Raw genomic sequence first — 19,578 nt, 5'->3', positions numbered from 1 at the left:
AATTGTCTTTCAAGCGATTCTAACAGCTGACTTACTATACATAGTTTCTTCAATGGAGTTTACATAAAAACAACAATAATCACTGTCACGTTAACTGCCAAGTGATATACGTGAAAAAATGGTAGTTTTATGATTATTGATTGTATGCGGCTTTTTGTTTTAAAAGGAGGATATGAAAGTGTTATTAATGGAGTCCAAGAAAATCGCAGTTGTAATATTAGGTGCTGCGTTGAATGCAATAGCAATGAACTTGTTTTTAATTCCTGCAAATGTGTATGCCAGTGGATTCACAGGGATTGCCCAATTAATATCAAGTTTGTTACAGCAATTTATAGAAATTGAGGATGTAACAGGTATTATTTTATTACTCTTAAACATTCCAGTAGGTATATTAGGGTGGATGAAGGTAGGGAAAAGTTTCACAATTTACAGTATTGTAAGTGTTGTATTTACGACTATTTTTATGCAAATCATTCCAGTGACTTCCCTCTCTCCTGATATTATGTTAAATGCAGTGTTTGGTGGTGTTATTATAGCTGTTGGGGTTGGTTTTACTCTTAAGTGGGGTGCATCAACTGGAGGTATGGACATTATCGCAATGATTTTATCCCGTATGAGAGATAAGCCGATTGGCATGTACTTTCTATTCATGAATTCTGTTATCATTTTAGTTGCAGGTCAACTATTTGGCTGGGAGAAGGCGTTATATACACTCGTTACACTATACGTATCGACACGTGTAATTGATGCAATTCATACTCGCCATGAAAAACTAACTGCAATGATTATTACGAAAAAATCTCAAGAACTAGAGGATGCGATTCATTCTAAACTAGTAAGAGGTATTACGACAGTGCCAGCGAGAGGGGCATTTACGAAAGAAGACAAAGAAATGCTTATTATCGTTGTTACTCGTTACGAGTTATTTGACTTAGAGCAAATTATCCGTGAAGTAGATCCTGCAGCGTTCACTAATATCGTACAGACTACGGGAATCTTTGGATTTTTCCGACGAGATTAACCCAATTGTAACTTTTCCTTTTGTTAATATAGGACTACAATAGGTATATAAAGGAGTGAAGTCTCATGATGAAAAAATTATTTACTCTACTATTTGTTGGAGCATTACTTTCGGGTTGCGGACAAATAGGTCAACAAAGTGAAAACCCACCAATAGACGAACCTAATCATAATGAAAAAGTTGTAAATGCTGAACAAACGTTAGAATCGTTTGGGACATCAGTTGATATTCATCAAAGTGGTGACGCGATTTTATTTGATTTAGCGTTAGCTAATAATAGTGAAGAAGAAGCGATCGCTACATTTTCAACAAGTCAACAATATGAAATCGTTGTGACAAATGAGGAAAATGAAGAAGTTTATCGTTATTCAGAAGACAAGGACTTTACGCAAGCACTTAAAGAGGTTTCGATCGCACCAGATGAAGTTAAGAGTTGGAATGAACAATGGACACCAGAGTCACTTGAGAGTGGTACATATGAAGCAACGGTAACGATTAAAGTGAATCAGTTGAATGGTGAAAGAGTACCGACGGGTGCATTCACGATGGAAAAAACGTTCTCATACGATGAACCGGGTACAGCGTTCCGAAATATTCAAGTCGAAGGGTCAAACGGGAATTATAAGATCACGGGTGAAGCACGTGTGTTTGAAGGTGAGTTCTTCTATTCAGTTGAAGAAGGTCATGATTATTTAGTCGATGAGACACTAGTGAAGGTTGACCAAGGTGGCCCTAATTGGTCTGAGTTTGAAATTACCTTATCTATTCCTGAAGAACAACTTCCAGTGGATGGTACGCTTGCACTAGTTTTGTATGAGGTTTCTGACAAAGATGGTTCAATTATGAATGTGAAGTCAGTGAAAATCGATCAGATTAAGAAGGATGTTGAATAATACATTTGTTGCCGAGGAGAAATCCTCGGTTTTTTTTGACTAAAATTCATGACAAAAAAATAGCGATTAATCTACTGAAAATGATATAGTAGATATAGAATAAATTTACTTAATTACCATGTCAAATGAGGTATAACCTCTTTAAGTGGAAATGTGGAAATACTGAATGTATAGATGGGGGAATTGTATGTTTGGGTTAAAAGCAGAAAATAAGCGATTAAAAGAGGAAATAGAACAATTAAGGTTGGAGATAGAAGAGCTAAAGGAAAGTAAGGAAGAGCCGAATTACAAACTTCAGGAGTTTTTTGAGGATTTTTTTGGAGATTTAGAAGCAACATTTCAAAAACACGAAGCGATAAACGCACAGCATGACGTATTAGATACACTTGTGATGAAGCTTAGAGATCGATTTGATGCTGTTAATGAAATCAGTAGACAATCAAATGAAATATCTGAGGTTATGCAAGATAAAGGTGAGACGCTGATAGAATCAACAAACGGAATGGTAAAAGAATCACAAGAAGGGTTAGAAGCAGTTAGTAAGGTTGAGACACTCATTAAGCAACTTGGTGATCAATCGAAAGAAACGTCAAAGAGTATGACACAGCTCGGTGTGCGTTCGAAAGAAATTGAAGATATTGTAAAGGTAATTAATGAAATTGCTGAACAAACAAACCTTCTTGCGTTAAATGCTTCAATTGAAGCCGCTCGAGCAGGAGAACATGGAAAAGGTTTCGCTGTCGTTGCAAATGAAGTCCGTAAGCTTGCAGAAAATACAGCGCAAAGCACAAAAAATATTGATGATTTAACAAAACGTATTCAACAAGAAATTGAAGAAGCATTAGAAGATTCTCAGAATAGTATTAAATCTGTAAATGATGGAATAGAATTAAGTACAACAACAACGGAAAAGATCGAACATATATTAGAGGTAATTGGAACTGTAAAAGATGATGTAAATGGCGTGCTTAGTACGATTCAAAATCAAAAAGTATACACGAAAGATGTTATGAGTGAAATTGCTACAACGAAAGATTTATTTGAAGAAATTAATGAAGCGATAGTTAAACATATTGATGATGCGAATGAAGTCGATGAGAAGATAGCAAAAGATATGGAAAAATATCACGAGATCAAACAATAATTAAAAGAGGATGCACTTATGGTAGATAAGTGCATCCTTATTATGTTTTGAGTATTATTTAATAAAACTTTAAATTATCTAGAGTTTTTTAATCCTAAATAATTTGAAGTAATATCTTATTATTTTTCATTATTTGATGTAGCGTTATCTAGCTGTTGTTGAAATTGTCTTAATTGATCGCGTTCTGCATTTGTTGAATTAGCATAAGCAGAGGAAAGGTTGTTTTTAGCAGTTTCAACCTGAGCTTGGGCTTGACTATCCCCTTGTTTAATACTTGCTTCAGCACGTTGAACGGCATCTCTAGCTAATTGAAAGAGTTTGTTTCCCAAAGTTAGAATCCTCCTTCAGAGGAATCTTCTGCGAGGTTTTGTTTTCTTTCGTTAGCTTCTTCAAGCGTTGAGTAGTATGGGATTCTTTCGTCGTGTTTTTTCACTGAATCAGAACTTTGCTGTGCAAAACGTTTTGACTTATTACGTTTACCCATGCGAATTCCCCCCTTATTCGTATGCGAGCTAAAGAAGCTCTTCTATAGTTTGTGCAGATGATTATACTGAATAAGAGGGAATTAGTGGTAGTTATTTATGTGCTGGAAGTGAAAAAGTTTTTTCTAAAAAGGCCGCGACACCATGTTCATTATTGGAAAAAGTGATTTCATTACTTAATGATTTTAGTTCATCTATTGCATTGTCCATTGCGACTCCTATACCTGCATAATCCAACATTTCCAAATCGTTATCTTCATCTCCAAATGCAACGATGCGCTCTTTTGGGATGTTATAATGTTGAGCTATTTTTTGAATACCTACTGCTTTATTTAATCCAGATTTTACAATTTCGATTACGTGCCAAGGAGCTGCCCATTTGCGATGTTCAATTAATTCGGCATGTGTATCATTTAAATGTGTACGTATTTGGTCAACTTTTTCTGCTTCTGGATATATTAATAAAGAAGTTGGTGATTCTTCTAACAATAAATCTAATCTTCCTGATTTCACCTGAGAACTACCCATTGTGAATAGATCAATGATTTTTTTATCATGATAGTGGAGAAAGACGCGGTCTTGAACTTCTGCAATCATATTTTTTATCCCAAACTCATCACATGCTTGGATGATACGTTTTGCTGTTTTATGTTCTAAAGGTGTGTGAAAGTTCCCCCAGCCAGTGTCTTTTGGATGGTGGATATGTGCCCCGTTAAAGTTAACAATTGGGGTATTTAATAGCAATTCATTATAATACATTTTACTTGAACGGTACGGTCGCCCTGTTGCAATCATAACGATATGTCCTTGAGAAATCATGTTTCCAATCGCTTGTTTTGTACGATCAGAGATTGTTTTTTCATTTGTTAATAATGTCCCATCTAAATCTAATGCAATTAAATGTTGTTTTTTCATTAGCTCAATCCTTTCATATGATTAGTTTAACAGTTCAGAAAGAGTGTTATGTTTCATTATAAAGGAAGAGTATGATTTCTGTGTAAAATATGTTTTAATACATGAATTACGATTTAATCGAAATTCAAATAAAGATGTTGTCAGAAAAAGTACAAAATTTTGTGCTTGCGATTTTATTTAATTGGTAAAACATGAGATAATTAAGGGCAACTGTAAGAATTAAAGGGGAGCTTTGAAATGATCACAATTGTGAAAGAACAACCAGCTAGTATACCGACATTACATGTTGTGCAAAAGGACAAAATGAATGAACAGTTGCCAACTGTTATCTTTGTACATGGTTTTTTGAGTGCGAAAGAACATAATTTGCATTATGCATATTTATTAGCTGAACAAGGTATGCGTGTTCTCTTACCTGAAGCATTATATCATGGTGAAAGAAATGAAAATCTTACAGAAGCACAGTTAAACTTTTCATTTTGGCAGATTGTGATTCAAACCATTCATGAATTAGACAAAGTGAAGGAAGTCTATGTGAATAAAGATATGGTTGAGCCATCTAAAATTGGGCTCGTCGGAACATCTATGGGTGGAATCATAACACTTGGTGCATTAACTCAATATGAATGGGTCCGCGCTGCCGTCTCACTAATGGGAAATCCATCATATGAAAAATTGGCACGTTGGCAAATAGGTAATATTAAACGAAATCGTATTCCTTTCAAATTGGATGATACGGTCATTGAGACTCAAATTCAGCAACTTGAAACTTACGATTTGTCGAAACAAATGAATAAAGCATCACAAATTCCTTTGCTATTCTGGCATGGGAAGTTAGATACAGTTGTTCCATTTGAACATGCATATGAATTTTATAATGACTTACGAACGAATTATTCGAATGCTATAACATCATTTATCGTTGATGAACATACAGGGCATAAAGTATCGCGTGAAGGTGTATTAGCAACAGTAGATTGGCTTAAGAGATATTTATAACGCTAAGACTCCTACTTCAAAACTTAGAAGAATTAACGAAGTTTAAGTGGTAGAGGGCCTTGGTCATACCCTTTAGGTATAAGTACCAGTAATTACCTGATTGGTTCAACTAACCATCAGTGAAGTATGAAGTAAAACTTCCACTGATGGAAATTTTACTTTATAAATAAAATTGACCATTATCATTTGATCTTTTATGCTTACGCATGATAAGGTTCAAATGAATAACAACTATATTTAACAACACGTTTATAGTAGTTATTAGTTTAAGTATAAGTAATTTTCTACTATAATGAGATTATCCCCTTGAGTGGAAAGGAGATTTATAATGGATAAAGCACTAGAAGAGAATATGATGGGTGCGTTAGAAAATGTAATTGACCCTGAATTAGGCATTGATATTGTAAACCTCGGTCTAGTATATGGAGTAGACATAAATGATGAAGGTGTAGCAGAAGTGACAATGACGCTTACTGCAATGGGTTGTCCACTTGCAGGACAAATTGAGAGTGACGTTCACCGTGCACTTTCAGATCTTCCTGAAGTAAAAGAAACAAAAGTGAATATCGTTTGGAGCCCACCGTGGTCAAAAGATAAAATGTCTCGTTATGCAAAAATTGCATTAGGTATTGCTGATTGATTGAAAACAAGCACACTACATATATAGTGTGCTTGTTTTTGTTATGAATATGATTTTATAAATTCACTTAATATGTGTGTATGGATGTTATAACCTAGTGCGAGTCTATAAACATTCTTCTTTTAACAGAGAGAGTTTTAACCTCAATGTTCCCCTTTTACTTACATCAATTAAGTTGCGTTTTTTTAATTTTGTTAGTGTTCGACTCACAGTTTCGCGTGATGCTCCGATCATATTGGCAAGCTCTTGGTTTGTGAACTGAGTAGTTAATTCATATGAATTTTCATTAATTTCTGTACCATGTGATTCAGCAAGTCGAATAAGCAGTTGTAATATTTGCTCATAGGAATTGTTAAGAATTTGTTCTTCTAATCTTTTTTGTAATTCTACAATTTTACTTCCCATCATGCGAAATACTTTAATTGACAGTTGAGGAGAGTGCATGAGTATGTTTTCAAACTGAGCAACTTTTAATACAACGAGTGTTGTTGCTTCTGTAGATTCTGCGTGAGCAGGGTAAGGCATTCCTTTCTGGAAGAAACCTGCATGTGGAAACATGTCCCCGTTCTGTAAAACAGCAACAAGCTGTTCTTTTCCTTGAATATCATTTTTGAAAATTTTTACTTTCCCATCTAAAATAAAATATACATTTTCCAAAGTCTCACCTTGCATAAAAATAAATTCTCCTGAGACATATTCTCTCGTTTGTACAATACTTAAGACAGGTTCAATTTCTTCATCAGTTAATTCGCGAAATAGCGGTATGCTTTTAAGTAACGTGCGAATGGCTTGTTGTGTCATTCATTTATCCTCCACTGTAGTCTTAACTCCATTTTATCATAAGAAAACGCAAAACGATCAACTGTAGCACTTGATGTAAGAATCACCTTAACGTCACAAAATATCGTTCTTAATAATGAGATTGTCTAATTGGTGGTATATGAGAATAATTATACGTTTGTATACAAGATGGTTGATTCATATCTGTGATATTAAAAGGTTTTAAAAAATATTATTTTTATTAAATATTCAATTGATTTTATTTTTATACACATATATAATGAGATTTAAATTTAAAAAAGATTCACTTACAGGTGAAATGGAGGCAGAAAAGTGAGAGCAGCAATTATAGGTGCGACAGGCTATGGAGGAGCTGAGTTGGTGAGAATTCTTCATAGTCATCCAAAATGTGAAGTTGTATCTGTTCATTCATCATCACAAAGTGGAATTGAATATAAAAACAGCTATATGCATACACAAGACAGAACACCATTTGTTTTAGAAAGTATAGATGCTTATGAAATCGCAAAGAAAGCCGACATCGTCTTCATGGCGACACCAGCGGGTATATCAAGCAAGTTAACACCAGAAATGGTGGATGCAGGTCTAAAAGTAATTGATTTATCAGGTGATTTAAGAATTAAGAACTTACAAGATTATGAGAAATGGTATAAGAAAGCAGCCGCACCGAAATCTGTTGTAGAGGAAGCTGTGTATGGGTTAAGTGAGTGGAGTAAGGAGAGTGTAAGAACGGCAAAGGTTGTCGCGAACCCTGGTTGTTATCCGACGGCAACTTTACTAGGTATTGTCCCACTCGTAAATAAAGATTTAATTAAATTATCAACGTTAATTATAGATGCGAAATCTGCTGTATCAGGCGCAGGTCGTTCACCTTCAGAGGTTACACATTTTCCAGAGATGAATGATAATTTTCGAATTTATAAAGTAAATCAACATCAGCACATACCTGAAATTGAGCAGATGCTTACTAGTTGGAGTGAAGAGAAAACACCGATTTCATTCAATACACATTTAGTGCCAATGACAAGAGGAATTATGGCGACAATGTACGCACAATTAAAAAATGCGGAAAATTCAGAATCAATTCATGATTTATATAACGAAATATATGAAGACAGTCCATTTGTAAGAATAAGACCATTAGGTACATTTCCTTCGACAAAAGAGGTATATGGTTCGAATTTCTGTGATATTGGTCTTTCATATGATGAACGAACGAATCGAGTCATCGTTGTATCAGTTATCGATAATTTGATGAAGGGAGCAGCTGGGCAAGCTGTTCAAAATTTAAACATTATGATGGGAATCGAGGAGACAACTGGACTTGATTTTATTCCAGTTTATCCATAACCTAATTTGGTTAAAAGGGAGAGCATGATATGGAAATTGCAGTGAATACATTAGAAAAGATAATCAAAGTTGAAGAGGGTTCAATTGTAAGCCCGATCGGATTTCAGGCAGCTAGTATTCATGCAGGTTTGAAAAGAAATAAAAAGGACTTAGGGCTTATCGTTAGTGATGTTCCAGCACATGCTGCTGCTGTTTATACAATGAACCATTTTCGAGCTGCCCCACTTAAAGTAACGAAAATGAGTATAGAAAATGAAGGGAAACTTCAAGCTATTGTTTGTAATAGTGGTAATGCAAATGCATGTACAGGTGAACAAGGTATAGAAAATGCGTATATGATGCAGGAAGCTGTTGCAACGAAGCTCTCTCTCCCAGATCATTATGTTGGAGTTGCATCAACGGGTGTTATTGGAGAGCAGCTACCAATTGAGAAAATATTAAATGGTGTAGAAGCAATGCAATTATCTACTAATCTATCTAGTGGTAAAGGTTTTAGTGAAGCTATTTTAACGACAGACTTAGTAGAGAAGAGTGTATGTTATAAAGCAGAAATTAACGGTAAAGAGGTTACATTGGCTGCTACTGCTAAAGGATCAGGTATGATTCATCCTAATATGGCAACAATGCTCGGTTTTGTTACAACAGATATTGCTGTCGAACAAGTTAGTTTACAGCGGGGGCTACGTCAAGCAGTAGATGAAACGTTCAATTGCATTACAGTTGATGGTGATACTTCAACGAATGATATGGTCATCGTGATGGCTAATGGTGAGGCTCAAAATGAAACATTAAACGAAGTTCATCCTGAATGGAATATTTTTTATATGATGTTGAAGCAGGCTTGTGAAGAGATGGCAAAAGCAATTGCACGAGATGGTGAAGGAGCAACAAAGTTAATTGAAGTTCAAGTGCATGGAGCGACAAATGATGCTGAAGCTTCTGAAGTAGCAAAGCAAATTGTAGGTTCTTCACTTGTGAAATCAATGGTATATGGTGCAGATGCAAACTGGGGAAGGGTTATATGTGCTATCGGTTATAGTAATGCTCAAATTATTCCAGAGAAGGTTGATGTTTTGCTCGGTGACGTACAAATGTTAGTTGGTGGGGAGCCTATTCAATATTTGGAAGAAGACGCAACTGCTCAATTAAAAGAAGAAATGGTAGTTATTAAGGTAAACCTCAATTTAGGTGCAGGAAAGGCAAAGGCTTGGGGGTGTGACCTTACGTATGATTATGTCAGAATCAATGCGAGTTATCGAACATAACTAGAAACGTGAAGGAGTGCAAATGCAAAATGAACGAAACGATTGTCATAAAATGTGGTGGAAGTACGTTAGAACAACTAAGTCAACCATTTTTTGAAAGTGTCGTTGAATTAAAGAATGCAGGGAAGCAAGTGGTCCTTGTTCATGGTGGTGGTCCCGAAATTAAGAACCTGTTAACAACTCTTCAAATTGAGTCATCCTTTGTGAATGGACTTCGTCAGACATCAACTGATGTGTTAGATGCAGTGTTGATGACACTTGCAGGTAAAGTTAATAAGCAACTTGTTAGTAAGTTACAACGTATTGGCTTTAATGCATTCGGTTGCACGGGTATAGATGGAGCAATTCTAAAAGTTACTGCAAAAGATAAGGAGAAATTAGGGTTTGTTGGTGAGATTGCAGATGTAAATGGGACATTTCTAAAGGATTTATTAAAGTTAGATATGATTCCAGTGTTGGCGCCGCTCGGTCTAGATGATGACGGGCAAATTTATAATATTAATGCAGACTCAGTTGCTGGAGCAGTTGCAAATGAGCTTAAGGCGAAGCAATTATTGTTCGTTACAGATGTCGATGGCATTATGAAAGAAGGACAATTAATTGCAGCTCTTAACGAATCTGAAGTGCAAAACCTTATCGAAGATGGAACGATATATGGTGGTATGATTCCTAAGGTTGAAGCTGCACTATTATCTTTAACAGGTACTTTAAATGAAGTAGTTATTGTGAATGGGAAAGGTGCAAATGTTATGAAAAATGGAGATATGATTGGTACGAAGATTACAAAAGTAACGGAGGTAGTCTAATGAGTCATCTATTCGAAACGTACAATCGCTTCGATATTGAACTCGTTAGAGGCGAAGGAACACATGTAGTTGATCGTAATGGTAAAAGCTATCTTGATTTCATTTCAGGAATCGCTGTAAGTAATCTTGGTCACTGTCACCCAAAAGTAGTAAGTGCTGTTAAAGAACAAGCAGACCAATTATGGCACGTATCAAACCTTTTCCAAAGTAGCCTGCAAGAAAGGGCTGCACAATTATTAATTGATTCATCTGATGGGGATGCTGTATTTTTCTGCAATAGTGGTGCAGAAGCAAATGAAGCAGCGTTAAAATTAGCTCGGAAGCATACAAAAAAAACAAAAGTAATAACATTTAAGCAATCATTTCACGGACGGACTTTTGCAACGATGGCAGCAACAGGACAGAGTAAAATTCATGATGGATTTGGTCCTAAGTTACAAGAATTTATTTACTTACCATACAATGATCTCGATGCAGTAGCACAGACGATTGACAATCAAACAGCAGCAGTAATGCTAGAAGTTATTCAAGGTGAAGGTGGTGTTCACCCAGCAAATACGGACTTTCTGAAGCAGGTTGAATCACTATGTAAACAGTATGGAGCTTTGCTTATCATAGATGAGATACAAACAGGAATTGGTAGAACAGGCAAACCATTTGCTTATCAACATTATGGAATATCACCTGATATTGTGACAACTGCGAAAGGGTTAGGGAACGGATTTCCTGTCGGAGCAATGATCGGAAAGTCATACTTAAAAGAAAGCTTTGGAGTGGGTGTACACGGCTCAACATTCGCGGGAAATAATTTAGCGATGGCAGCCGTAATAGCAACTCTTGAAGAAGTGATGCAAGAGACGTTTTTAGATGAAGTTGTAACTAAAGGAGAAACATTGAAACAGCAATTAGAAGCCTCAATGATAGATTGTAAAGATGTCATAACGATTCGTGGTAAAGGATTATTACTTGGAATTCAATGTGAGGGTGATTGTATAGAATCTATACGTTTAATGAGAGAACAAGGATTACTCGTATTACCAGCAGGACCTTCAGTTATTCGATTGCTTCCCCCATTAACGGTGACGAAAGAAGAGTGTGAACAGGCAATTGAAATTATTAAGCAGACTTTGAAAAAGTAAGATTACTATTAGATGGTGTATATTTTTTTAAATAATAATGAATAAAAATTCTTATAAATTAATAATTATTCAACACGGAGGTGCTCAACGATGAACGGCTATCTAGTATTAGAAAATGATGAAAGTTTCCAAGGTGTTTGGAAAGGGGCAGTACCTGAGACACCAATCGAAGGAGAAGTTGTATTTTTTACTGGTATGACAGGATATCAGGAAGTTTTAACAGACCCATCTTTTAAAGGGCAAATTGTTGTATTAACTTATCCTTTAATTGGAAACTACGGAATAAATGACTTTGACTTTGAAAGTAGTGAACCTCAAGTTACAGCAGTTGTTATATGTGAATGTAGTGAACAAGGATATCACTATGAATCGAAAAAAACATTCAGTCAATATTTACAAAAGTGGAATATACCTGTTCTAAGTGGAGTTGATACACGAGCAGTTGTAAAGAGAATTCGAGAACAAGGGGTTATGGGAGGTTTGCTCGTTAAAGACATTGCAGATGTGCAATTTGAGCACTATCAAACAATTGAAGAAAAGAACCTTATCCCACAAGTGTCTGTAACAAAAGCACAAACATTTGGAGAAGGACATTTTCATGTCGTTCTAATGGACTTTGGTTATAAAAAGTCGATTGTTGATTCACTCGTATCTGTTGGTTGCAAAGTAACGATCGTACCTTACAATACGACTTTTCAAGAGGTATGTCAGCTAAATCCTGATGGAGTAATGTTTTCGAATGGACCAGGAGACCCGAAGCAAATGAGCTTTCATTTAAGTGAAATTAAAAAAATGGCACAACATTATCCTACATTAGCAATTTGTCTCGGGCATCAATTACTTTCACTAGCGTTTGGTGGTGAAACGGAAAAACTTAAGTTTGGTCATCGAGGTTCAAATCAGCCTGTTATCGACATAGATTCTCGTAAAGTCTTCATGACTTCACAAAATCACACGTTTGTTGTACAGGAAAACAGCTTAGAGAATACAAATTTCACTGTGCGTTATCGAAATGTAAATGATGGTTCTGTTGAAGGAATGAATCATGCGAAATATCCAATAACGAGTGTGCAATTTCACCCTGAAGCACATCCAGGCCCAGTTGATAGTGTTAGTTTATTTCATGAGTTTGTTACAAGTATGCAAAGTGTTAGGAGAGAAGAAGTTTATGCCTAAATCCAATAGAATCCAATCTGTCCTTGTGATTGGATCAGGACCGATTGTTATCGGTCAAGCAGCTGAGTTCGACTATGCGGGTACACAGGCATGTCTATCTCTAAAAGAAGAAGGATGCCGAGTTATTTTAGTTAATAATAACCCAGCAACAATTATGACAGATGAAGCAAATGCTGATGCGGTTTATTTTGAACCTTTAACGGTTGAAAGTATTGAAAAAATTATCGCAAAAGAGAAGCCTGATGGATTACTTGCAACGTTAGGCGGTCAAACAGGTCTGAATCTTGCATTTGCTCTTCATGAACAAGGAATTTTAGAAAAATATAATCTTGAATTACTCGGAACACCGATTGAATCAATAAAAAGAGGAGAGGACCGTGAAGCATTTAGAGCATTAATGCATGAATTAAATGAACCTGTGCCTGAGAGTGAGATTGTTGAAAATATGGAGCAAGCACTCTTTTTCTCTGATCAGGTTGGCTTTCCAATTATTGTTCGACCAGCTTATACACTAGGTGGTTCAGGTGGTGGAATTGCGGAGACAATTGATGAATATAAGAGTTTAGTGAGAAGTGGTTTGGATGCAAGTCCAATCACACAATGTCTCGTTGAGAAAAGTATCGCAGGATTTAAAGAAGTGGAATATGAAGTGATGCGAGATGCGAATGATACGTGTATTACCGTCTGTAATATGGAGAATATTGACCCTGTCGGAATTCATACTGGAGATTCGATCGTTGTAGCTCCATCTCAAACATTAACTGATGTTGAATATCAAATGCTTCGTTCTTCATCAATTAAAATTATTCGTGCGTTAGGAATTATTGGAGGATGTAATATCCAGTTTGCACTCGATCCAAATAGTAAGCAATATTATTTAATTGAAGTGAATCCGAGGGTAAGTCGTTCATCAGCACTTGCTTCAAAAGCTACTGGTTATCCAATTGCTCGTATTGCTGCAAAGTTAAGTCTTGGTTATACACTTGAAGAAGTGTTAAATCCTGTTACAGGTCATACTTATGCGAGCTTTGAACCTGCATTGGATTATGTTGTAGTGAAATTTCCTTGTTGGCCATTTGATAAGTTTATGAATGCTGATCGAAAGCTTGGTACACAGATGAAGGCAACAGGTGAGGTCATGGCCATCGACCGTAACTTAGAAAGTGCATTACAGAAAGCTGTTCGATCACTAGAGCTTGAAGTAGACGGTCTTGTTATGAAACAAACGACAACAGCAAGTGATGACACTTTATGGGGAAGTACATTGAAAGCAGACGATGTTCGTTTCTTTGCAATTTTAGAATTGATTCGTCGTGGTGTTCCAATAGCAGAGATTGCTAATAAGACACTCATCGATGAATTCTTCCTTGCAGCATTTAAGAGACTCATTGACATAGAGACAGAGGTTAAGGAAATGGATTTCCAAGCAGTAACCGTTGATCAAATGAAGACATTTAAAAAATATGGATTTGGAGATGCAACATTAGCTAATATGTGGCAAGTATCAGAAAAGCTTGTACGTGAAAAGAGAAAACAACATCAGATTGTACCAAGTTATAAAATGGTTGATACATGTGCAGCGGAATTTGAAGCAAATACACCTTACTTTTATTCAACTTGGTCAGGTGAGTGTGAAGTAGCTACAAGTAATAAACCGAAAGTGCTTATTATCGGTTCTGGTCCAATTCGTATTGGCCAAGGAATAGAGTTTGATTACAGTTCAGTTCATAGTGTGCTTGCTCTGCAAGAAGAAGGTTATGAGACTATTATGATTAACAACAATCCAGAAACTGTAAGTACAGACTATGAAATGGCAGACCGTCTATATTTTGAACCATTAGCTATTGAAGATGTAATGAACGTGATTGAGAAAGAGCATGTGAAGAAGGTCATCGTTCAATTTGGTGGTCAAACAGCAATTGGATTAGTAGAAGGATTAGAACAGTTTGGCATTGAGATACTCGGAACGAGTGAAGATGTGATTGATAAACTTGAGGATCGAGAGAGGTTCTATCATTTTTTGCAGGAAGTAGATGTACCACATATCCCAGGTGAAACGGCTTATAATGCAACTGATTTATCGAGCAAAGCCCAGAAGATTGGATTTCCAATTTTACTTCGACCTTCTTATGTCATTGGTGGAAAAGGGATGGCGGTGCTGCAATCACGTGAAGAGCTAGTCAATTGGCTTTCAACACAGTCTGAGAATGTATTTCCAATCCTTCTAGATGCTTATTATCCAGGTAAGGAAGCGGAAGTAGATGTATTAACAGACGGTGAAGATATCTTAATACCAACTATTATTGAACACTTGGAGAAAGCAGGAGTACATTCTGGTGATAGTGCTGCACTTCTACCAGCACAGACGTTAACAGAGGATGAAAAAGCTAACATCATTGCATACACAAAACGTCTAGCACAAGGGCTTGATTTCAAAGGTATGATGAACATCCAATTTGTCATCTATAAGGACAACGTCTATGTGTTAGAAGTGAATCCACGTGCAAGCCGTACGGTTCCGATATTAAGTAAAGTAACGGGAGTTAACCTCGTTAAGTTAGGTACGAAGTTGCTTATACGTAAAAGGTTATCTGACATAACAGCTACAGTTGGACTTCTTCAAGATAATCCATTTATCACTGTAAAATATCCAGTCTTTTCTACTGTTAAACTAGCAGGGTTAGACCCTATTTTAGGACCAGAAATGAAATCAACTGGAGAAGGAATTGCGATTGCAGAGACAAAAGAAGAGGCATTCTATAAAGCATTTAATTGGAATGAACAAAAAAATATAGATAAGAAGACGACAATTTTTATTGATAGTGATGAAATAGAAAATGGATTTATACAGCTACAAAATCTTGTGAGCAAGCATGGTTTAGAAGTTTCAACGGATAGCTTTGAAAATTGGGTTAAGTCTGAATCAGCATTAGCATTAATTAGTTTATCTAAAGAAAAGACAGAGACTCAAATATCGAAACGACAGGAAGCTATCAAATATCGTTTACACGTATTTACAGAGTGGGAAACTGTTGAAGCGTTTCTATTAGGGAAACAGAAGCATGAATACGGTGTTAAAACGATTCAAGATTGGTTAACAAAAAAAACAACGAAGGAAGAAGTGATGAAATAATGACAACTCAAACTGAGATCGGTATTAAGAATAAGGGGTTATTAACATTACTTGATTATTCGAAAGAAGAAATCATGCAGCTGTTAGAAAGTGCTTTGGAGCTAAAGAATTCAAAAGAAAATGGAGAAGTAATTGATTGGTTAAAAGGAAAGACGTTAGGTATGATCTTTGAAAAACCATCAACTAGAACTCGTGTTTCATTTGAAGCAGGAATGACACAGTTAGGAGGGCATGCAATTTATTTAGATACAAAAGGTTCTCAACTCGGTCGTGGTGAAACGATTTCTGATACAGCTCGTGTCATGTCTGAATATGTTGATGCTATTATGATTCGCACATTTGAACATTCGAAAGTTGAAGAGTTAGCTGAAGCTGCTTCAATTCCTGTCATTAATGGTCTAACAGATGACTTCCATCCGTGCCAAGCACTTGCTGATTTATTAACAATTTATGAAGTGAAGCAATCGTTACAAGGACATAAACTCGTGTATGTAGGTGATGGAAATAACGTTGCTCATTCACTTATGATTGCAGCAGCGAAAGTCGGAATAAATTGTACTGTTGCATGTCCGAATGGGTATGAGCCCGATTTTGAAATTACAAAGAAAGCACAGCTTATAGGTTCAGAGACTGGTGCTATAATTGAGATATCTAATGATGCGATGGAAGCGGTAAATGGGGCTGATTTTATATATACAGATGTGTGGACGAGTATGGGGCAAGAAGAGGAGCAACAAAAACGACTTCAAGCACTTCTGCCATTCCAAGTGAATGCTACGTTAATGGATCAAGCGGATGCACATGCGACATTTCTACATTGTTTGCCAGCCCACCGTGGGGAAGAAGTGACAGCAGATGTAATTGATGGAGTCCAATCTGCTATCTTTCAACAAGCTGGCAATCGTCTGCACGTTCAAAAGGCATTGCTCGTAAACTTATTAACATAATAGTATTTAAGTTTTAATTTTAATTATATATAAGATTGGACCTGTTTATGTAAAGTGATCATTATGATTTGTGAACCTTTTTTAACAACTATGTCATTTCTATTGACTTATCTTAATGGAAAAACTTTAATTTAAATAAGTACGTTTTCGAGGGGGAGAACAGCATGATCATAATGGTTTCAGTCATATCAGCGGTGATTATTGTGTTTGTATTTGCGTTGTATTATTGGTCGCTCAGTAAGGGGTATGCAGTGATGCCAGAAGCTAGTAAAGTTGACCCATTGCCATCTGAAGAAGAGATCGAAGAGAGAAACAAGCTATAAAGAATATGACGTGAAAAATAAAACCATCAGTGGCTGATGAAAGAACAGCACACTGATGGTTTTGTTTATGAGAATAATACAACGAGTCCCCCAACGACAAAACAGTAAATAGAGAAGATGATTAGATTGCCTTTAGCCATAACATTCATAAACCACTTTAAAGAAAAATATGAAGCGACAAGTGAGCCGATGAATGCAACTGTATAAGGAATAAACAATTCATTTAAATTAGGTGTTTCTAAAAGATCACTAATACCTAGTAATACACCACCAACGCTTACAGGAATGTATAGTAAAAATGAAAAGCGTAATGCAGTTTCTTGTTTCATACCAATCGCCATTGCTCCAACAATCGTTGCGCCTGAGCGACTGATGCCTGGAATAAGAGCGATTGCTTGTGCTAATCCAACGATTAATGCATCTTTAATAGATAATTGACGATCGCCCTTATGACCGCGCAAGTTTCGAATAAGAAAAAGTGCAATTGCTGTTACAAGTAACATAGCACCAATCATTTTAACGCCATCATCGAACATCGATTCGATCCAATCTCCGTATAAAACACCAATTACTCCTGCTGGAATTGTACCGATTATGAGATAGATGATGAATAGGAAATCAGCTTTTGATTTCTCATCTCGTTTCGTTATGTACGAAAGCCCATTAACAGTAAGACGAATCAAATCACTACGGTAAATGATTAACACAGCAATTAATGATGCGAAGTTTACAAATAATTCAAAAGAAAATCCAGGTAGGTCAATATCGAAATAGTATTGAGCAAGTCCTAAATGTCCACTTGATGAAATAGGTATCGGTTCTGTGAATCCTTGGAAAATACCTAATAATAAAAACTTTAGTAATTCAAATCCTTTTTCTAAATCCATGTTCATCCTCCATCTCATTAAAAACATGTACCGTTTCTTACTCTGTAAAAATCTTGCTTTATTAGTACGTCCTCTAAATGATAGCAATAACCTTCAGTGATGCTGTTTTATAATTAATTAACATACGATTCCTACTATATAAAATGAAAAATATTCATATCTGTTTCATTAAACATTAGATTGGTTCGACTGTAAAGAGTATTTTAGAGGATAATGTGAAACTTTGATTAGTGGAGGTCTTAGATTTAGTTGACGCGTGATAAAGACAATACCAATCATTATTATTACATGAAATGGCTTAAATATATGATGTACTAGCAATAACCTGATCTGTTTCAAAGGTCACAATCAATTGTATTCGAAACGGACAAGTTATATGAATTTCACTCATTAAATTCAGTTGGCAAGGGCATGTTAAGTAAAAAGGAGGTTAACAAAATGGGTCAGAGAAGACAATTTAATCCAGGTGATAAAGCACCGAATAATGGGATGTACGTTGAGATCGGTGAAACAGGAAGTATGGTGAAATCGCCGCAACAAATTGAATTAAAGACAGGGGATCGTTTTCCAGAAACGGCCAACCATAATCGGAAGTGGACGTATAAACGTAAACCATAATAGTTAGAGCACCTTTCATCATTATGAAAGGTGCTCATTACGTAAAATTTGAGAAGGAAGAACTGAACTTTTAGACTGAATTGTATTTTATGCAGTTAGAGTTTTCTTATCTTTTTGTTTACCAATGTTCAAATTGGAAACTGTATAAATAATAAGACCAAACCATATACACATAAAGCTTGCTAGGTGTACTTTTGTAAACTCTTCTTGAAACAAGAAAACGCCTATTAAGAGGCTTATTGTAGGTGCGATATATTGAAAGAAACCATTCATTGATAGGGGAATTCGTTTTACTCCTTCAGCGAAGCATAGTAAAGGAATTGCTGTTGCAATCCCGCAACCAATTAGTAAGAGTACAGTAGTAACAGAGTTAGAGAAGAAAAGCTCTGTCCCTTGAATTTGTTTACTCCCTAAAAAGATGAGTGCGATTGGAGTAACAATCGATGTTTCAATCGCGAGACCAAACATAGAGTCGAGCTGAACTAATTTTTTTGCTAATCCATACAATGCAAAGCTTAATGCCAAAGATATTGCAATCCATGGAACTTGTCCGTATTGGATTGTTAAAATCATAACACCAATTGCTGCAAGAAGAACCGATATCATTTGCGAGATTGATAACTTCTCACGTAAAACGACCACACCTAGTAATACACTAAGAAGTGGGTTAATGTAATAACCGAGGCTAGCTTCAACGAGATGGTTGGTATTAACTGCCCAAATATATATAAACCAGTTTCCACTCACTAATACACCTGCAAGCAATATAGCCGCCATTTTCTTTGGGTGTTTTATTAAAGTTCTGAGTAATTGGATAAAAGCTTTATATCTTTTTCTGAAAATAATAATCGATAATACAAACAAGAATGACCATACAATTCTGTGAGCAAGAATTTCACTTGCTGGAACGTGCTCGAGGAGTTTCCAATACAAAGGAAGTATACCCCAAAGGACGTAAGCTATAACCGTATACGATATTCCGATTTTATATTGATTCAATGAGTATCACTCTTTTCAAACAAGAATAACTCCTATTGTA

The 19,578-nt window shown here is 36.0% G+C and carries 19 protein-coding genes and 1 pseudogene; 14 read left to right on the top strand and 6 right to left on the bottom strand.

Features of this window, described 5'->3' with window-relative positions:
- The first annotated feature begins 178 nt into the window (after nucleotides 1-178).
- From BFG57_RS15480 to BFG57_RS19680, 3 genes and pseudogenes are all read left to right on the top strand, one after another.
- A complete protein-coding gene (locus tag BFG57_RS15480) occupies nucleotides 179-1,021 on the top strand; it encodes a YitT family protein (protein ID WP_069718390.1) in 843 nt (280 codons plus the stop codon).
- Between the two features lie 65 nt (nucleotides 1,022-1,086).
- Complete coding sequence (locus tag BFG57_RS15475; protein WP_069718389.1) at nucleotides 1,087-1,914, top strand: BsuPI-related putative proteinase inhibitor; 828 nt, start codon at nucleotides 1,087-1,089, stop codon at nucleotides 1,912-1,914.
- Between the two features lie 625 nt (nucleotides 1,915-2,539).
- A pseudogene (locus BFG57_RS19680) lies at nucleotides 2,540-3,058 on the top strand (methyl-accepting chemotaxis protein); the annotation flags it as partial.
- Nucleotides 3,059-3,177: 119 nt separating this feature from the next.
- Here the strand turns inward: BFG57_RS19680 and BFG57_RS15465 are convergent.
- The 3 genes from BFG57_RS15465 to BFG57_RS15460 form a co-directional block, all read right to left on the bottom strand.
- Nucleotides 3,178-3,387, bottom strand: coding sequence for a DUF3813 domain-containing protein (locus BFG57_RS15465; protein WP_069718387.1), 210 nt, complete (start codon nucleotides 3,385-3,387; stop codon nucleotides 3,178-3,180).
- A gap of 2 nt (nucleotides 3,388-3,389) precedes the next feature.
- Nucleotides 3,390-3,542, bottom strand: coding sequence for a hypothetical protein (locus BFG57_RS19100; protein WP_175428370.1), 153 nt, complete (start codon nucleotides 3,540-3,542; stop codon nucleotides 3,390-3,392).
- A 91-nt stretch (nucleotides 3,543-3,633) separates the two neighbouring features.
- The gene (locus tag BFG57_RS15460; protein WP_069718386.1) at nucleotides 3,634-4,455 is read right to left on the bottom strand and encodes a Cof-type HAD-IIB family hydrolase; all 822 of its coding nucleotides are present in this window, start codon (nucleotides 4,453-4,455) and stop codon (nucleotides 3,634-3,636) included.
- 237 nt (nucleotides 4,456-4,692) lie between these two features.
- Here BFG57_RS15460 and BFG57_RS15455 point away from each other — a divergent pair, with 237 nt between their 5' ends.
- On the top strand, nucleotides 4,693-5,454 hold the full coding sequence (locus BFG57_RS15455; RefSeq protein ID WP_069718385.1) for an alpha/beta fold hydrolase: 762 nt from the start codon (nucleotides 4,693-4,695) through the stop codon (nucleotides 5,452-5,454).
- A 328-nt stretch (nucleotides 5,455-5,782) separates the two neighbouring features.
- On the top strand, nucleotides 5,783-6,094 hold the full coding sequence (locus tag BFG57_RS15450; RefSeq protein WP_069718384.1) for a metal-sulfur cluster assembly factor: 312 nt from the start codon (nucleotides 5,783-5,785) through the stop codon (nucleotides 6,092-6,094).
- Between the two features lie 105 nt (nucleotides 6,095-6,199).
- Here BFG57_RS15450 and BFG57_RS15445 read toward each other — a convergent pair whose 3' ends face one another.
- Nucleotides 6,200-6,895 (bottom strand): Crp/Fnr family transcriptional regulator, encoded by a 696-nt coding sequence (locus tag BFG57_RS15445; protein WP_069718383.1) that lies wholly within the window; start codon nucleotides 6,893-6,895, stop codon nucleotides 6,200-6,202.
- 312 nt (nucleotides 6,896-7,207) lie between these two features.
- Between BFG57_RS15445 and argC the strand changes: the two genes are divergently transcribed.
- The 8 genes from argC to BFG57_RS19095 all read left to right on the top strand — a co-directional run bounded on the left by argC (nucleotide 7,208) and on the right by BFG57_RS19095 (nucleotide 17,034).
- Entirely contained in the window at nucleotides 7,208-8,245 is a 1,038-nt protein-coding gene (argC, locus tag BFG57_RS15440; protein WP_069718382.1) for an N-acetyl-gamma-glutamyl-phosphate reductase, read from the top strand.
- A 29-nt stretch (nucleotides 8,246-8,274) separates the two neighbouring features.
- Entirely contained in the window at nucleotides 8,275-9,510 is a 1,236-nt protein-coding gene (argJ, locus tag BFG57_RS15435) for a bifunctional ornithine acetyltransferase/N-acetylglutamate synthase (RefSeq protein ID WP_069718381.1), read from the top strand.
- A 29-nt stretch (nucleotides 9,511-9,539) separates the two neighbouring features.
- Nucleotides 9,540-10,316: an acetylglutamate kinase gene (argB, locus tag BFG57_RS15430; protein ID WP_069718380.1), complete on the top strand. Its 777-nt coding sequence runs from the start codon at nucleotides 9,540-9,542 to the stop codon at nucleotides 10,314-10,316.
- Nucleotides 10,316-11,455 carry an acetylornithine transaminase gene (locus BFG57_RS15425; RefSeq protein ID WP_069718379.1) on the top strand — a complete coding sequence of 380 codons (1,140 nt, stop codon included), beginning with the start codon at nucleotides 10,316-10,318 and terminating at the stop codon, nucleotides 11,453-11,455. Before argB ends, BFG57_RS15425 begins: the two co-directional genes overlap by 1 nt.
- A 90-nt stretch (nucleotides 11,456-11,545) precedes the next feature.
- Nucleotides 11,546-12,631, top strand: a complete 1,086-nt coding sequence (locus BFG57_RS15420) for a carbamoyl phosphate synthase small subunit (RefSeq protein ID WP_069718378.1) — start codon at nucleotides 11,546-11,548, stop codon at nucleotides 12,629-12,631.
- Complete coding sequence (locus BFG57_RS15415) at nucleotides 12,624-15,764, top strand: carbamoyl-phosphate synthase (glutamine-hydrolyzing) large subunit (protein ID WP_069718377.1); 3,141 nt, start codon at nucleotides 12,624-12,626, stop codon at nucleotides 15,762-15,764. The genes BFG57_RS15420 and BFG57_RS15415 overlap by 8 nt, the downstream gene beginning before the upstream one ends.
- Nucleotides 15,764-16,711: an ornithine carbamoyltransferase gene (argF, locus tag BFG57_RS15410; RefSeq protein ID WP_069718376.1), complete on the top strand. Its 948-nt coding sequence runs from the start codon at nucleotides 15,764-15,766 to the stop codon at nucleotides 16,709-16,711. Before BFG57_RS15415 ends, argF begins: the two co-directional genes overlap by 1 nt.
- A gap of 164 nt (nucleotides 16,712-16,875) precedes the next feature.
- Nucleotides 16,876-17,034, top strand: coding sequence for a hypothetical protein (locus BFG57_RS19095; protein ID WP_175428369.1), 159 nt, complete (start codon nucleotides 16,876-16,878; stop codon nucleotides 17,032-17,034).
- Nucleotides 17,035-17,099: 65 nt separating this feature from the next.
- On the opposite strand, the gene BFG57_RS15405 is transcribed toward BFG57_RS19095, so the two are convergent.
- Nucleotides 17,100-17,921 carry an undecaprenyl-diphosphate phosphatase gene (locus BFG57_RS15405; protein ID WP_069718375.1) on the bottom strand — a complete coding sequence of 274 codons (822 nt, stop codon included), beginning with the start codon at nucleotides 17,919-17,921 and terminating at the stop codon, nucleotides 17,100-17,102.
- Between the two features lie 438 nt (nucleotides 17,922-18,359).
- On the opposite strand from BFG57_RS15405, the gene BFG57_RS15400 reads away from it, so the two are divergent.
- Complete coding sequence (locus BFG57_RS15400) at nucleotides 18,360-18,539, top strand: YjzC family protein (protein WP_069718374.1); 180 nt, start codon at nucleotides 18,360-18,362, stop codon at nucleotides 18,537-18,539.
- Nucleotides 18,540-18,626: 87 nt separating this feature from the next.
- On the opposite strand, the gene rarD is transcribed toward BFG57_RS15400, so the two are convergent.
- The gene (gene rarD / locus BFG57_RS15395) at nucleotides 18,627-19,538 is read right to left on the bottom strand and encodes an EamA family transporter RarD (RefSeq protein ID WP_069718373.1); all 912 of its coding nucleotides are present in this window, start codon (nucleotides 19,536-19,538) and stop codon (nucleotides 18,627-18,629) included.
- Nucleotides 19,539-19,578: the final 40 nt, after the last annotated feature.

Origin of the sequence: Bacillus solimangrovi (assembly GCF_001742425.1) — a bacterium.
Taxonomy (GTDB): Bacteria; Bacillota; Bacilli; order Bacillales; family Bacillaceae_N; genus Bacillus_AV; species Bacillus_AV solimangrovi.
This window is presented reverse-complemented; position numbering and strand designations above follow the sequence as displayed.

Bases quoted from the DNA above. Each gene is read 5' to 3' on its own strand.
- BFG57_RS15475 (WP_069718389.1), top strand. From the start codon at position 1,087: ATGATGAAAAAATTATTTACTCTACTATTTGTTGGAGCATTACTTTCG.
- BFG57_RS19100 (WP_175428370.1), bottom strand. From the start codon at position 3,542: ATGGGTAAACGTAATAAGTCAAAACGTTTTGCACAGCAAAGTTCTGAT.
- BFG57_RS15460 (WP_069718386.1), bottom strand. From the start codon at position 4,455: ATGAAAAAACAACATTTAATTGCATTAGATTTAGATGGGACATTATTA.
- BFG57_RS15455 (WP_069718385.1), top strand. From the start codon at position 4,693: ATGATCACAATTGTGAAAGAACAACCAGCTAGTATACCGACATTACAT.
- BFG57_RS15450 (WP_069718384.1), top strand. From the start codon at position 5,783: ATGGATAAAGCACTAGAAGAGAATATGATGGGTGCGTTAGAAAATGTA.
- BFG57_RS15445 (WP_069718383.1), bottom strand. From the start codon at position 6,895: ATGACACAACAAGCCATTCGCACGTTACTTAAAAGCATACCGCTATTT.
- argJ (WP_069718381.1), top strand. From the start codon at position 8,275: ATGGAAATTGCAGTGAATACATTAGAAAAGATAATCAAAGTTGAAGAG.
- argB (WP_069718380.1), top strand. From the start codon at position 9,540: ATGAACGAAACGATTGTCATAAAATGTGGTGGAAGTACGTTAGAACAA.
- BFG57_RS15425 (WP_069718379.1), top strand. From the start codon at position 10,316: ATGAGTCATCTATTCGAAACGTACAATCGCTTCGATATTGAACTCGTT.
- BFG57_RS15420 (WP_069718378.1), top strand. From the start codon at position 11,546: ATGAACGGCTATCTAGTATTAGAAAATGATGAAAGTTTCCAAGGTGTT.
- BFG57_RS15415 (WP_069718377.1), top strand. From the start codon at position 12,624: ATGCCTAAATCCAATAGAATCCAATCTGTCCTTGTGATTGGATCAGGA.
- argF (WP_069718376.1), top strand. From the start codon at position 15,764: ATGACAACTCAAACTGAGATCGGTATTAAGAATAAGGGGTTATTAACA.
- BFG57_RS19095 (WP_175428369.1), top strand. From the start codon at position 16,876: ATGATCATAATGGTTTCAGTCATATCAGCGGTGATTATTGTGTTTGTA.
- BFG57_RS15405 (WP_069718375.1), bottom strand. From the start codon at position 17,921: ATGGATTTAGAAAAAGGATTTGAATTACTAAAGTTTTTATTATTAGGT.
- BFG57_RS15400 (WP_069718374.1), top strand. From the start codon at position 18,360: ATGGGTCAGAGAAGACAATTTAATCCAGGTGATAAAGCACCGAATAAT.